Source organism: Catenuloplanes atrovinosus (genome assembly GCF_031458235.1).
GTDB lineage: Bacteria > Actinomycetota > Actinomycetes > Mycobacteriales > Micromonosporaceae > Catenuloplanes > Catenuloplanes atrovinosus.
The window spans coordinates 2,011,005-2,024,275 of record NZ_JAVDYB010000001.1 but is presented as its reverse complement, the minus strand read 5'-3'; the positions used below and the strand labels follow the sequence as shown (position 1 = coordinate 2,024,275).

The 13,271-nt window shown below is 73.4% G+C and carries 14 protein-coding genes; 3 read left to right on the top strand and 11 right to left on the bottom strand.

What is annotated here, in order from left to right:
• Positions 1 to 61 precede the first annotated feature (61 nt).
• The 3 genes from J2S41_RS08915 to J2S41_RS08905 all read right to left on the bottom strand — a co-directional run bounded on the left by J2S41_RS08915 (position 62) and on the right by J2S41_RS08905 (position 3,101).
• The gene (locus tag J2S41_RS08915; RefSeq protein WP_310365403.1) at positions 62 to 916 is read right to left on the bottom strand and encodes an ABC transporter permease; all 855 of its coding nucleotides are present in this window, start codon (positions 914 to 916) and stop codon (positions 62 to 64) included.
• Positions 885 to 1,703, bottom strand: a complete 819-nt coding sequence (locus J2S41_RS08910) for an ABC transporter ATP-binding protein (protein WP_310365400.1) — start codon at positions 1,701 to 1,703, stop codon at positions 885 to 887. The genes J2S41_RS08915 and J2S41_RS08910 overlap by 32 nt, the downstream gene beginning before the upstream one ends.
• 237 nt (positions 1,704 to 1,940) lie before the next feature.
• Positions 1,941 to 3,101 carry an FAD-dependent oxidoreductase gene (locus J2S41_RS08905; RefSeq protein ID WP_310365397.1) on the bottom strand — a complete coding sequence of 387 codons (1,161 nt, stop codon included), beginning with the start codon at positions 3,099 to 3,101 and terminating at the stop codon, positions 1,941 to 1,943.
• 122 nt (positions 3,102 to 3,223) lie between these two features.
• Here J2S41_RS08905 and J2S41_RS08900 point away from each other — a divergent pair, with 122 nt between their 5' ends.
• The gene (locus tag J2S41_RS08900) at positions 3,224 to 3,676 is read left to right on the top strand and encodes a MarR family winged helix-turn-helix transcriptional regulator (protein ID WP_310365395.1); all 453 of its coding nucleotides are present in this window, start codon (positions 3,224 to 3,226) and stop codon (positions 3,674 to 3,676) included.
• Positions 3,677 to 3,868: 192 nt separating this feature from the next.
• Positions 3,869 to 5,122, top strand: a complete 1,254-nt coding sequence (locus tag J2S41_RS08895) for an Hsp70 family protein (RefSeq protein WP_310365393.1) — start codon at positions 3,869 to 3,871, stop codon at positions 5,120 to 5,122.
• On the opposite strand, the gene J2S41_RS08890 is transcribed toward J2S41_RS08895, so the two are convergent.
• The 6 genes from J2S41_RS08890 to J2S41_RS08865 form a co-directional block, all read right to left on the bottom strand.
• A complete protein-coding gene (locus tag J2S41_RS08890) occupies positions 5,103 to 5,822 on the bottom strand; it encodes a class I SAM-dependent methyltransferase (RefSeq protein WP_310365391.1) in 720 nt (239 codons plus the stop codon). The genes J2S41_RS08895 and J2S41_RS08890 overlap by 20 nt on opposite strands.
• Positions 5,823 to 5,939: 117 nt before the next feature.
• A complete protein-coding gene (locus J2S41_RS08885; protein ID WP_310365388.1) occupies positions 5,940 to 6,281 on the bottom strand; it encodes an STAS domain-containing protein in 342 nt (113 codons plus the stop codon).
• A complete protein-coding gene (locus J2S41_RS08880; protein ID WP_310365385.1) occupies positions 6,278 to 7,345 on the bottom strand; it encodes a cobalamin B12-binding domain-containing protein in 1,068 nt (355 codons plus the stop codon). Before J2S41_RS08880 ends, J2S41_RS08885 begins: the two co-directional genes overlap by 4 nt.
• Positions 7,342 to 8,961: a PP2C family protein-serine/threonine phosphatase gene (locus J2S41_RS08875; protein WP_310365383.1), complete on the bottom strand. Its 1,620-nt coding sequence runs from the start codon at positions 8,959 to 8,961 to the stop codon at positions 7,342 to 7,344. Before J2S41_RS08875 ends, J2S41_RS08880 begins: the two co-directional genes overlap by 4 nt.
• A gap of 122 nt (positions 8,962 to 9,083) precedes the next feature.
• Complete coding sequence (locus J2S41_RS08870) at positions 9,084 to 9,863, bottom strand: exodeoxyribonuclease III (protein WP_310365381.1); 780 nt, start codon at positions 9,861 to 9,863, stop codon at positions 9,084 to 9,086.
• Positions 9,864 to 9,878: 15 nt separating this feature from the next.
• Entirely contained in the window at positions 9,879 to 10,871 is a 993-nt protein-coding gene (locus J2S41_RS08865; protein ID WP_310365378.1) for an Acg family FMN-binding oxidoreductase, read from the bottom strand.
• A 255-nt stretch (positions 10,872 to 11,126) separates the two neighbouring features.
• Between J2S41_RS08865 and J2S41_RS08860 the strand changes: the two genes are divergently transcribed.
• Positions 11,127 to 12,038 (top strand): NAD-dependent epimerase/dehydratase family protein, encoded by a 912-nt coding sequence (locus J2S41_RS08860; protein ID WP_310365376.1) that lies wholly within the window; start codon positions 11,127 to 11,129, stop codon positions 12,036 to 12,038.
• Positions 12,039 to 12,040: 2 nt separating this feature from the next.
• Here the strand turns inward: J2S41_RS08860 and J2S41_RS08855 are convergent, their stop codons facing one another.
• Both J2S41_RS08855 and J2S41_RS08850 read right to left on the bottom strand, forming a co-directional pair.
• The gene (locus J2S41_RS08855) at positions 12,041 to 12,607 is read right to left on the bottom strand and encodes a dihydrofolate reductase family protein (protein WP_310365374.1); all 567 of its coding nucleotides are present in this window, start codon (positions 12,605 to 12,607) and stop codon (positions 12,041 to 12,043) included.
• A 94-nt stretch (positions 12,608 to 12,701) separates the two neighbouring features.
• The gene (locus J2S41_RS08850; protein WP_310365371.1) at positions 12,702 to 13,268 is read right to left on the bottom strand and encodes a hypothetical protein; all 567 of its coding nucleotides are present in this window, start codon (positions 13,266 to 13,268) and stop codon (positions 12,702 to 12,704) included.
• Between the last annotated feature and the right edge of the window lie 3 nt (positions 13,269 to 13,271).

The following is a 13,271-nucleotide window of genomic DNA, read 5'->3' as shown; positions in this document are numbered from 1 at the left end:
TCCTCCGTTGAGGACACCGGGAGCATCAGTGGACGGGAGCGGTGCCGGCCGGCGGCACGGATCAGGTCGGAGCGACCGGCTTCCACCGCAGTAGGAAGCGTTCCACTCGGTGCACTATCAGATCGATGACCAGCACGACGGCCGCGAGAACCACCATGCCGGCGAACACGCCAGTGGTGTCGAGCAGTCCCTCCGCCTCGGAGATGAGGTAGCCCATCCCTTCCGAGGCGCCGAGGTACTCGCCGACGACCGCGCCGACGATGGCGAATCCGACGCTGACGTGCAGGCTGGAGAAGATCCAGGTCAACGCGCTCGGCAGGAACACGTGCCGGAGCATCTGCCGTTCCCTCGCGCCGAGTATGCGCGCGTTGTCGACCAGCACCGGGGACACCTCGCGAACGCCCTGGTACGTGTTGAAGAAGACGATGAAGAACACCAGGGTGACCCCGAAGACCACCTTGGACCAGATGCCCAGGCCGAACCACAGCAGGAAGATCGGCGCGAGGACGACCCGGGGCAGTGAGTTCAGCATCTTGATGTACGGGTCGAGGATCTCGGCGAGCAGCCGCCAGCGGGCCAGCAGAAAACCCGTGACCAGCCCGAGCGCGGAGCCGATCAGCAGCGCGAGCACCGCCTCGGTCAGCGTGACCAGCAGATGGTCGAAGATTTCACCGTCGGCGAGCCAGTCGCCGATGCGCTCGGCGACGTCCGTCGGACGAGGGAAGAAGAACTCGTCGAGGACGTCGGCGTTCACCAGGATCTCCCACGAGCCGATCCCGGCCACGGCGATGGCCACCTGCATCGACCGGACGACCACCCGTCGCCTGCGCGCTGCCGACTTGCGCCGCGCCGCCGCGGTCACCGACCCGGCCTTGCCGTCCTCGTCAGTCGGCCGCGTACCCGGAGGAGCGCTCATAGCCCTTCATCACCTCCTCACGAAGGTCGGCCCAGATGCGCGCGTAGATCTCGGTGATCTCGGGACGGGCGCGCAGGTCCATGAGATCGCGCGGCCGGGGCAGGTCGATGGGGTAGCGGCCGACGATGTGGCTCGCCGGCCCGGCCGACAGCAGCACGACCTCGTCGGACAGCGACACCGCCTCGTCCAGGTCGTGCGTCACGAAGATCACGGTCTTGCCCGAGCCGGTCCACAGCTCGAGCAGCTCGTTCTCCATGATCTGGCGGGTCTGCACGTCGAGCGCGCCGAACGGCTCGTCCATCAGCAGGATGTCGGGATCGACGAGGAAGGTCTGCGCCACGGCCACCCGCTTGCGCATCCCGCCGGACAGCTGGTGCGGGTACGCCCGCTCGAAGCCGGTGAGCCCCACCCGGCGGATCCACTCGCGGGCCGCCGCCTCCCGAGCCGCCCTGCCGATGCCCCGCAACTGGAGCCCGAAGGCGACGTTGTCCAGCACGTTCTTCCAGGGCAGCAGCGCCTCCTGCTGGAACAGGTAGCCCACCCGCTCGTTGAGCCCGCGCAACGGCTCGCCGTCGATCAGCACCTTGCCCGAACTCGGTGTCAGCAGGCCGGCGATTGCGTTGAGCAGCGTGGTCTTTCCGCAGCCGGTCGGGCCGACCACCGACACGAACGTGCCGGCCTCGACGCACAGCCGGATATCCGCGACCGCGGTGTAGTCCGTGCCGTCGTTTGCGGGGAACGACACCGCGATGTCGGCGAGCTCGACCGTCGCGGTCGCTGTGGACACTGCCGGCTCCCCTCGACACGCGGACACGACACCCCACCGAACCTAACCCATATTTATGGGTTTGAGTCTGCTGCCACAAATAGGTGACAGCCGAGCGGGCGTTCCGAGGGGTTGAGCCGGTTGCTCGGTGCGGGGCGGCGGTCAGATCGAGCGGCGTCGTGGTGTGCACGCCGGGTCCCGCCAGCCGGATCGGCACCCGTGCGGGGCGGGGCCCGGTGCGCCGGCGTCGCCGCGGGATCACGCCGAGGTTCGGGCGTCCGGCAGGGTCGGATCGTAGTCGTACAGGTATCCCGTGGCCCGCTCGTAGAAGGGCAGGAGCAGGCGCATCTTGAACGCGTCGACGTGGCGCTTGACGGTGCCGGGCCGCTTTCCGTCACGGGCGTCGTCGGCGTGCTTGAGCAGCCTCTCGATGCGCGGACGGCGTTCCGCGTCGTAGATGGCGAGTGCCTCGTGGATCGTCGGCGCGGTCCGCAGCGCCGCGACGAGCACCAAGGCGTCCTCGATGCCCATGGCGGCCCCCTGCGAGACGCCGACCGGGTGGGCGGCATCGCCGGTCAGGACGACGCGCCCGCTGTGCCACGTCCGGACCGGGGCGCAGACGTGCATGATGGTGCACCCGAACACCGCGGTCGAGCCGGCGAGGACGGCCGACGGCACCTCCTCCGGATAGAGCGCGGTGAGGCGCCGGTGCCACTCCGCGTCGTCGATGCGGCTCAGCTCCGGCTGGACGGGGTCGGCGACCTGGGCCGTCCACCACTGCGTCCGCTCGTCGATGCTGATGTTGATGAACGCGCCGTTGCGCCCGTACGTGAGGTTCCAGATCCCGGTCTCGGCCGGCCTCGTCGCGGAGGCGCCGGCGACCGCGTAGAACCCCGAGTACTCGGCGCGGGGGGCGGACGGATCGATCAGCCCGCGCACGGTGGAATGGATGCCATCGGCGCCGACGAGCAGCGCCGCCGTGTCCCGCCTGCCGGAGCCGAACTCGGCATGCACGCCGTCCGGCCCCTCCGTCAGGTTCGTCAGGCGTTCGCCGGTGAAGATCCGCACGCCCGCGTCGAGTGCCGCGCGCCGCAGGATCGCCATGAGCCGCCCCCGCATCAGCGTGACGCTGTACAACGGGTCCGTGCCGCGCCGTGCCCGCGGTACGTCGCCCAGCAGGCGGCCGGCCGCCGTGGAGAACCGCATCCGGGGGATGTCGTACCCCGCCTCCCGCACGGCGCGCAGGCAGCCCAGCTTCTCCAGCCCGCGCATCCCGTTGACGGCGAGACTGAGGTAGGCGCCGACATCCCCCGTCGAGTCCTCGTACGCCTCGTAGAGGGTCACCTCGTGGCCGTCCTGCCGCAACGCCAGCGCGGCAGTCGTTCCGGCGATCCCGCCACCGATCACGATCGTTCGCATGCGGTTCTCCTCGTCACTCGCCTGGTTCCTCTCGACTCCGGCCGGCCCGCAGGAAAGAGTTTGTAATACCAACTAATTTCATGATGGTTGGTAATCCAAACCATGTCAACTATGCTGCGGTGATGAGTTCCGCCGCCCTCACGGATGTCCTGGTCCGCGCCGCTTTCCAGGTGATGGGTGTGCTCACCCGCATCGGCGCCGAGCACGATCTGTCGCTCACCCAGCTCCGCGTGCTCGGCCTGCTGCGCGACCGCCGGCCCCGGATGACCGAGCTCGCCGCCTTCCTCGGCCTGGACAAGTCCACGATGTCGGGCCTGATCGACCGCGCCGACCGGCGCGGCCTGCTGACGCGGGACCGTGACCCGGGCGACGGCCGGGTGGTCTACGTGGTGATCACCCCGGCCGGCCGGGAACTGGCGGAGCGGCTGCAGGCGGAGATCCAGCGCGCTCTCGCGCCGATGACCGCGCGGTTGGACGAACAGCGGCACGAGGAGCTCACGGCCCTGCTGGAGCCCTTGCTCACCGGGGAGACGCGATCCCGGGAACTCGGCACCCTCGGCCGGCCCGGTTCATAGGCGCGGCGGGCCGGTAACGAGCAGATCTTGCGGTTCTCCGATAGCGTGCGATGGGATTCACGTTGAGTGGGAAACTCGTCGCTCAAGTTGATCACCCGTCAGGGTGGTCTCTGGCTGCGAGGCTGGGTCGGTGGGTACCATCCCGGCGGCGCGGCGGCGCGCTGACCGGGAGCGCGTGGGGAGACAAACGCAGTGGAGAGTCCGTCGCAGCTGGCGGTGGATCTGGGCACCACCCACACGGTGGCGGTCGTCGGGCGTCCCGGAGAGCCCCCGCGGACGCTGCTGTTCGACGGGTACTCGCTGATGGACTCCGGCGTGTACCTGGACGCGAACGGCAGCATCGTCACCGGCCTGGAGGCGACCCGGCTCGGTGCCGGCGACCCGGTCCGCTACGAACCGCACCCGAAGCGGCGCGTCGGCGAGGGCTCGATCCCGCTCGGCGGCGTCGAGGTCCCGGTCGTGCTGCTGCTCAGCGCGGTGCTGTCCCGCGTCGCGCACGAGGCCCGGATGGCCGGCGTCAACCCGGACGGCGCGCTGCTCACCTGCCCGGTCGGCTGGGGCCGCCAGCACCGCGAGATGCTCACCGACGCGGCGCGCCGGGCCGGCATGGGCGAGGTGCGGCTGCTGGAGGAGCCGGTCGCGGCCGCGGTCTACTGCACGCAGGTGGAGGGCCACCACGTACCGTTCGGTGGCTCGATCGCGGTCTTCGACTTCGGCGGCGGCACGCTCGACGTCACCGTGGTCCGCCGCGAGATCAACGGCTGGCAGGTCGCCAGCACCGGCGGGCTCGCCGACCTCGGCGGCGTCGACATCGACCTGGCGCTGCTCGACCACTTCCGACGCCACCTGGCCCGCCGCGACCCGGAGACGTGGAAGCGCCTGTTCCGGCCGCGCACCGCCGTGGAGCTGCGCGCCCGCCAGGACTTCCGCACCGAGGTGCGCGGCGCCAAGGAGGCGCTGTCCCGCAACTCCGCCGTGACGGTCCGGGTGCCCGGCTGGGACCGGCCGCTGCACCTGACGCGCGAGGAGTTGGAGTACGTCGCCGAGCCGCTCATCGCCCGCGCGGTCGAGGAGACCCGCCGCGTCGTCGAGGCCGCCGGGGTGTCGTCGTTCCTGCTCAACTCGCTCATGCTGGTCGGCGGCTCCAGCCGGGTGCCGCTCGTCTCCACCCGCCTCTACGCCCGGCTCGGCACCACGCCGTCCGTCCCGGAGCAGCCGGAGCTGCCGGTCGCGGTGGGCGCGCTGGCCTACCACCGGCTCAGCCGCAACGAGGAGACCGGCGACCTCTCCCAGGTCGTCGCCATCACGCCGGAGTCCGGCCACGTCACGCGCGCCGGCCAGGCGCCGGACAGCTTCCGCGTCCCGGTCGCCCAGCCCCGGCTCCGCCACCTGCAGCGCCGCTGGTTCGGCGCGGTGCGCAACGCGTTCAGGCCGACGCGCGAGTGAGTACCGCGGCGTAGAACGGGTGCCCGTCCACGCTCTCCAGCCGCCACGGTGACGCCGCCGCCACCTTCTCCAGCTCGGACACGCCGGCCAGCCAGTAATCGGTCCACTCCGTCACCGTCTCGCCGTGCCGGACCCGCAGCCGCAGTTGGCCGGCGGGCCGGCCGTGCCGCACGTTCCGGTCGTGGTAGCCGGTGTGGCGCGGGTCGCCGGTGTGGTGCGGGTCGATGTTCGAGCCCAGCAGCAGCGCGCCCGGCGCCGCCACCGCGGCCAGCGCGGCGAGCCGCCGTGCGGCGTCCGCGGGCGATCCGAGCAGCGCCAGGTTGCCGCCCAGCAGAAGCAGCGTGTCGTACGGGCCCGGGGGCAGCCGGTCCAGGTCGCCGACCTCCGCGGCGAGTCCGCGCGCCCGGCACACCGCCACCGCGCCCGGGGACGGGTCGATGCCGCTCGCGTCCGCTCCCCGCTCGCGCAGCGCGGCCAGGTGGCGGCCGGCGCCGCACCCGATGTCCAGGATTCGGCCGTGCGCCCGTGCCAGCACCGCCGTCTCGCAGGCCGGCCACGACTCGGGCCCGGAGAGGTAGCGCGCGGCGTCCCCGCGGCTGATCAGCCCGTCGTCCCGCTCGACGACCTCCTCGACCCGCCCGGCCACCGCACCCGCGGCCCACACCTCACCGAGCAGTTCCCCGAACGCGTCCCCGATCACCGGCCCATGATCCCGCTCGATCGGCCGCGCACGCGAGACCTTTATCGCCCGGCGCCCCGCCGGGAGACCGACCGCCCTCGCCGCCGGAGCGCAGCGGCACTCGATCGGGTGGAGGCTCTAGGAATGGGCCTCGGCCGGGGTGGTGCCGAGCACCGCGTCCAGGCCGGTCACCTCGAGGATGCGGCGGAGCTGGGCGGTGACGCCGGTTATCTCGAAGTCCGTGCCGACCTCGCGCGCGTCGTGGTGGATGTGGAGCAGCGCGCTGAGTCCGGACGAGTCGCAGATGTAGAGGCCGGAGAGGTCGAGCCGGAGCGTACGGATCTCGGTGATCAGTGCCCGCTCGGCCTCGTCCACCAGCTCCTCGGCGGTGTCGAAGTCGAGGTCGCCGGCGAGTGAGAGCAGTGCCGTGGCCGGGTCGGGGTGGCTGACGTCGATGCGTAAGGGGGAATCGTCGATCATCGCTCCGGCCTCGTGAAGTCCTGGCCCGGCACACTACCCGGCGCCAGTTGCGCTAAACCCAGTTTCAACAGATTCCCCGCCCGGGGAAAGTCACGGAGATCGGCACCGAGCAGGTCGAGGCAGATCGTCAGCGCCTGGACCGGTACGCCGTGGGCGGCCAGCACGCCGGCGGTCCAGCCCAGGAAGTCGGTGAAGACCGCGGCGTCGTCCACGTACAGCGCGGCGGCCAGGAAGTCGACGATGTGCGTGACGTCCTCGGCGGTCGCGTCGGCCTGCCGCTGGTCGTAGCCGCGCATCGGCGGGTAGGCCTCGCGCAGCCGGTCCAGCAGCCCCACGATGATCCTGTGGCGCTGGCGGACGAGCTGCGTGTACTCCTCGTCGGCCAGGTGGGCGAGGTCGTCGTGCGGCGCGCGGGCCGGCGGGTTCCAGCCGGAGTCGAGGATGTCCGCGGCCTCGGTGGCGGTGGCGGCCCAGCCGTCCGCGCCGAGCAGGCGGGCGTGCCGGCCGTCGGTGCCGAAGCCACGGCCGCCGGCCAGCACCGGTACGCCGACCGCCTGGCACGCGGTGAGCGTGGCGTGCGCGCGGGGCAGCCGGGTCGGCAGCGCGCAGCTGAGCGCCACCACGTCCGGGCCGGTCTGGTGCAGGTGGGTGACGAGGTGCGGGCCGGGCACGTTGGCACCGAGGAAGTCGACCCGCCAGCCGCGCAGCCGCAGCACCTCGCCGACGATCCGGGGCGGCAGCGCGTGCCACTCGCCGTCCGTGCAGGCGACCGTGATCCGGCCGAGCGTGGGCCGCGGCGCGGCGCGCGCGATCAGCGCGGCGATGGCGCGCTCGCTGGTCGCGGTGGCCGCGTGCTCGCGCGCGACGGACCACTCGTTGGCCGCCCAGAGGTCACCGACGCGCACCTGCGCGGGCGCGATCAGGTCGAGCAGCAGCCGCTCGGGGTGCGCGCCGTTCTCCCAGAGCGCGAGCACCAGGTCGGTGGCGCCCCACTCGTCACCGGCGCCGATCAGCTCCAGGTACTGCTCGTCGACGCCGGGAAGCAGGGAGGTGGTCGCGGTCATCGGGCCCGCCGCAGATTGACCGCGTGGTGGTGCCCGTTGCCGTAGTCGGGCACCCGCGGCGGCACCCGGACCGCGAGCATCGCTATGTCGTCGTGGCCGGCGCCGTTGATCCAGTCCGACACCAGCTGCTCCAGCCGCTCCACCACCGCGGTGGCGGGCATGTTCCGGCAGGTGCCGAGCGAGTCGGCGAGCCGGTCCTCGCCGTACGCCTCCCGGCCGCCGGCGCCGCCGCGCGCCTCGAACAGCCCGTCGCTGTAGAGCAGCATCAGGTCGCCGGGCCCGAGCGTCACGTCCGCGGTCTCCACCGTGATCGTGCTGGACACGCCGATCAGCGTGCCCCTGGCCAGCACCGGCTCGACCCCGCCGGACGCGCGCAGGATCAGCGGTGGCGGGTGGCCGCCGGACGCGACCGTCACGCGCCAGCCGTCGCCGTCGCGGACCATCGAGGCCAGCGCCAGCGTGACGAACCGGCTGCGGTCGCGCGGGTCGATCAGCGCCTGGTTGAGCACGCGCAGCAGCGGGTCCGGGCGCCCCTCGAGCAGGCGCAGCGCGCGCAGCGTCTGGCGCACCTTGCCGGCCAGCACGGCCGCCTTCGGGCCCTTGCCGCACACGTCACCGAGCACCACCATGGTCTCGGCCGGGTCCGCGCCCGGCGCCAGCGACGGCGTGCGGGGGAACGCGTCGTAGAAGTCGCCGCCGATCCGGGCCGCGTCCTTGGCCGGACGGTACGCCCCGGCCAGCTCCAGTCCCTCGATGCGCGGCAGCTCCGGCGGCAGCAGGTCGGCCTGGAGGATGCCGGTCGTCTCCACCTGCTCCTGATAGAGCACGGCGGCCGATATCGCGGCGCCGGCCCGGGCCGCGAAGATGCGTGCCTGCAGCTCCTCCATCTCGGAGAACAGCCCCGGCGCCCGGCGAGCCAGGATCAGCGCGCCGGCCGGCACGCCGTTGCCGGGCAGCGGCGTGACCAGCAGCGCGCCGATCTCGCCGAAGTCGGCCGGGAGCAGCGAGCCGGGCACCTGCGCGGGGTCCAGCCAGCGGCTGGGCACCGGCGGGAACCCGGCGAGCGCCTCGGACAGGCCGGGCACGCCGTCCGCGTCCCGCTCGCGCATCACGCCGGTCTCGAAGCGGCTGCCGGTCAGCGCGCGCACCCACTCGACGCGGTGCCGGGACGGCGGCAGCACCACCACGGCCGCGTCCGCCAGGTGCGCGGCGGCCAGCTCCACGGTGGTGCGCACGCAGCGCCCGCGGTGCAGCGACGCGGAGAGCCGGCGGCTGGCCTCGGCCAGGAACGCGGTCCGCTCCCGCTCCGCCGCCAGCGAGGCGGCGCGCGCGTGCTCGTCCGTGCAGTCGTGGACGGTCCAGACGTGGTGGCCCTCGTCGACGGGCTGGCGGCGGCCCCGCAGCGGCCGGCCGTGCCACTCGCGCTCGAACGAGTCGGGGTCGTCGGTGAGCTCGCCGATGCTGGTCAGGCCGGGCATCAGCCGGCGGGCGGCGGCGTTGGCGAGCAGGATCGCGCCCTGGTCGTCGCAGAGCAGCACGGCGTCGGCGGCAGCGTCCAGCACGGCGTGCAGAAGGTGTGTCGGCGGCGGCGTACTGACGTTCCGTATCCCCGTCACGGCGGTCTCCTCCGGTTCCGGGTGTCGGTTTTCGTCGTCAGGCGCGGTCAACGGCCAGCGTACGCCTTACTTGTCGAGCGGCAACTGACGCGGTTAACGGTGACGTGTCTCACCGTTAACGGTCACAGATCGATGTCGACCACGATGGGCGCGTGATCGGACGGCCCCTTGCCCTTGCGCGCCTCACGGTCCACGTAGGCGTCGGTGACCCGGGCCGGCACCGGGTCGGTGGCGTACACCAGGTCGATCCGCATGCCCTTGTTCTGATGAAACATGCCCGCGCGGTAGTCCCAATAGGTGAACGGCCGGTCCCCCTTCAGCGGACGCGGCACGATGTCGTGCAGTCCGCGCTCGGCGCGCAGCGCGGCCAGCGCGTCCCGCTCCGGCGGCGTGACGTGCGTGGAGCCGGCGAACACCGCGGGGTCCCAGACGTCCTCGTCGGCCGGCGCCACGTTGAAGTCCCCGCACACCGCGAGCGGCGCCGGCTCGTGCGCCAGCGCCTCCCGCAGCCGGGCCAGCCAGCGCAGCTTGTACGCGTAGTGCGGGTCCTCCGGCGTGCGGCCGTTCGGCACATACACCGACCACACCCGCAGCCCGCCGCAGGTCGCGGAGACCGCGCGCGTCTCCCGCGTGGTCTCGTCCGGGAAACCCGGGTCGCCGTCGAAGCCGGTCCGCACGTCGTCCAGGCCGACCCGGGACAGCACGGCCACGCCGTTCCACCGGCCGTCGCCGTGCACGGCCGCGTCGTACCCCAGCGCCTTGACCTCGTCCGACGGGAACTGGTCCGCGGAGACCTTCAGCTCCTGGAGGCAGAGCACGTCCGGCCGGCGCGTCTCCAGCCAGTCGAGCAGCCGCGGGAGCCGGGCCTTGACGCTGTTGACGTTCCAGGTAGCGAGCCGCATACCCCCCAGCGTGCCCTATTCCGTGATGATCACGCTCTCCGCGGGCCGGCGTGGCGTGGTGGCGCCCGGCGCGGCCCAGCCGATCCGGACCACCATCTGCGGCGGCCCGAACCGGCCGAGCGCCAGCCGCAACTGCTCGCGCGCGGCCGGCACCTCGATCGGCTGCGACACCATCGACGCGGCCAGCCCCGCGTCCGTGACCGTGAGCAGCAGCTTCTGCAGCGCCTGGCCGGCCGCGATCTGCTCGGCCGCGGTGTCCGCCGGCGACCCGAGCACCGCGACCAGCGGCTCCGGTTCCGGCTCCAGGGGCAGCTCCGGGCCGCCGAAGTCTCGCCGGGGCAGGATGTCCGCCGCCGTTCCCGCGGCCTCGGGCGGCACGCCGTCGCAGGCGGGCGCCGGGCGCGTCCAGGCCTCGATCTCCGCGCGATAGTCGTGGTCGCGGCGCAGCACCCGGTCCGCGCTGTGCGCGATCTCCGCGACCGCGGTCACGGCCGGCGTGCCCACGATCAGGTCCAGCCAGCAGCCCTCCGAGCGCACCGCGTCCAGCATCCGCGCGCGGACCGCCGCGGGCACCGGCCGCGCGGAGAAGCGCCCGCGCGTGCTGTGCCGCCGCGGCACGGCCGCCAGCAGCGCCAGCTCGGCCGGCGTGGCCGGCCGCGGCGCACCCGGCACCAGCCGCGCCACCAGCTCCGCGTCGTCCGGGTCCGGGCGGATCACGCCGTCGGCCGGGCGGCCCCGGCCGGCCAGCGCCAGCCGTGCGTTGCCGAGCGCGGCACCGCACGCGATCCGGACCGCCCAGCCGGTCGGATCCGCGATCGGCAGCTGCCGCGCCGGGTCCGATCGGACCTCGATCGCGCCGCCGGACAGCCGGAACCGCCACGGCTGCGTGTTGTGCTGCGACGGCGCGCGCACGGCCGCGGTGACGGCGGCGGCCAGATCCTCCGCCTGATAACCCCGCGGTGCGGCCACGGCGGGCTCGGCCTCCCTCACCAGCGGGATCCGGACCATGAGACACCTCCTGAAGCGTTCCCTCCACTCTCCGGTCCGGGTGCGCGGTCGTTCAGGGCCGAAAGACCTTTTGATCTGCCCGCTTCCGGCCCGGGACGGTCCGCATGCTCCCGCGGGCACCGGTCGGCCGCGGAGGCGGAGTGTGCACGCCGGTCAGGGGTGGGTGGCCGGGGCGGCGGCAGGGCTGCCTGCCGGTCCCGCGGGTGGCGGGCGGTGGCGGCCGCGGGGAGAATGAGCGCGCGAAGGGGAGGCGGCGTGAGAGTTGTCGTGGTGGGCGGAAGCGGGCTGATCGGCGCGCACGTGGTCGACGTGCTCAGGGAGCGCGGGCACGAGGTCACGGCGGTGGCGCGCACGGCCCGGCCCGGCATCGACCGCGCGCTCGACGCGGAGCGCGCCACCGTGGCGGAGTTGCGCGCGCTGGTCGCCGGGCACGACGGCGTGGTCTACGCGGCCCGCACGGACGAGGCGAAGCCGCTGCCCAAGCCGATCTACCCCGGATTCCGGGCGAACCTGGTCGAGCCGCTGGCCCGGCTGTTCACCGCGGCGCGCGATGAGGGGCTGACCCGCGGCGCGCTGATGGGGTCGTACTACACGTACTTCCACCGGCTGCACCCGCAGTGGCGGCTGCCGGAGCACCACACGTACATCCGGTGCCGGGTCGAGCAGGCCGCCGAGGCGCGCGCCGCCGCCGGTGCCGGCCTGCCGGTCGCGGTCGTCGAGCTGCCGTTCGTGCTCGGCGAGGGCGGCGGCCGGCTGCCGAACTGGTCCGGCCCGTGGGAGCGCTGGGCCCGGTCCGGCGCGCCGCTGTTCGCCCCGGACGGCGGGACCGCCGCGGTCTCCGCGCGCAGCGTCGCCGAGACCACGGCCGGCGCGCTGGAGCGGGCGAGCGGCGAGGACCTCCCGGTCGCGGACCAGAACCTGACCTGGCGCGAGCTGTTCGCCCGGATCGCGGCCGCGACCGGCCGGGCGCGGACCGTGCACCGGCTCCCCGGCACCGCGGTCCGCGTCCCGGCCACGCTCGGCGGCGCGCTGATGTCGCTGGCCGGCCGGCAGTCCGGCATCGATCCGGCGCACTTCGGCCGGCTGGCGCTGACCGACCTCTACGTCGAGCCGGTCAGCGGCCGGTCGCTGGACGCCGCGATCCGGCAGACCGTGCGCGCCGGCTGAGGTCAGCGCACGACGTCGAAGACCTGCTTCTGCACGCCGTTCTTGTAGACCTCGTGCTCCACCAGCGCCAGCTTCGTCAGGTCCTTGTCCGCGGTGCTGAACAGCCGCTTGCCGGCGCCCAGCAGCACCGGGAAGACCAGCAGGTGGTAGCGGTCGACCAGGCCCGCGTCCGCGAGCGCGGCACCGAGCGTGGCGCTGCCGTGCACGGAGATCGGGCCGCCCTCGGTCTCCTTCAGCTTCGCCACGTCGTCGACCGAGCGCAGGATGGTCGCGGGCCACCGGTCGTCCTGCGCGGCCAGCGTGCTGCTCACCACGTACCGCGGCATGGCGTTGTATCCGGCGAACTCCTCGACCATGGTCGGCCAGACCGGGGCGAAGGCCTCGTACGACCGGCGGCCGAGCAGCAGCGCGCCGGCCTCGTCCTGCTCGCGCGCCTTGATCTCGTACGCCGCCTCGTCGAACTCGACGCCCTTGAACGTCCAGCCGGAGTTGCGGTAGCCGGGCTCGCCGCCGGGCGCCTCCATGACGCCGTCGACGGACACGAACGCGGTGACGATCAGAGTGCGCATCAGAATCTCCTCAGCAGAACGGGTCGCTGTCATCACGTCGAACGGCGATACCGGGTTTTCGACATGAGCCGCGCCCTTCCTAACACCTCACACCTCACGCCGCCTCGCTGCCGTCCGCGTTCAGCACCCGGATCCGCGGCGTGTCGTCCGGGCCCACCTCCAGCAGGATGCGCGGCCGGCCCGCGGAGTCGGTCAGCGCCAGGAACGCCCCGTCCATGGCGCTCCAGCCGAGTTGCACGCGCGGTACGGCCGGCGGCGTCCGCGTAAGCGGCAGCGCGGGGTCCGGCATCTGGTTCATCACCAGCACGGACGCGCCGAGCGCGCCCTCCCACGTGGTGGCCAGCGTGATCGCCTGGGCGTTCGGGTAGTCGAGCGACACGCTGGCCCCGGCGGCCGACGCGGTGATGCCGCCCTTCTCCGTACCGTCCTCGTCGTTGAAGATCAGATAGGTGCCGTCCGCCGGCCCCTGCCGCAGCTCCGCCGGGTAGATCCGGCCGCCGTGGATGATCGGCGGCTTCGTGGTGGCCGCGAGCATCCGCTGCCGCCCCCGCCGGTCCACGACCCGGAAGCCGTCCTCCGGGCTCGCCGCCCGCGCCGTCCCCGCCCCGGCCAGCACCGTTCCCGCCGCTACTCCCCCGGTCAGCACCGCACGTCGCCGCATGTC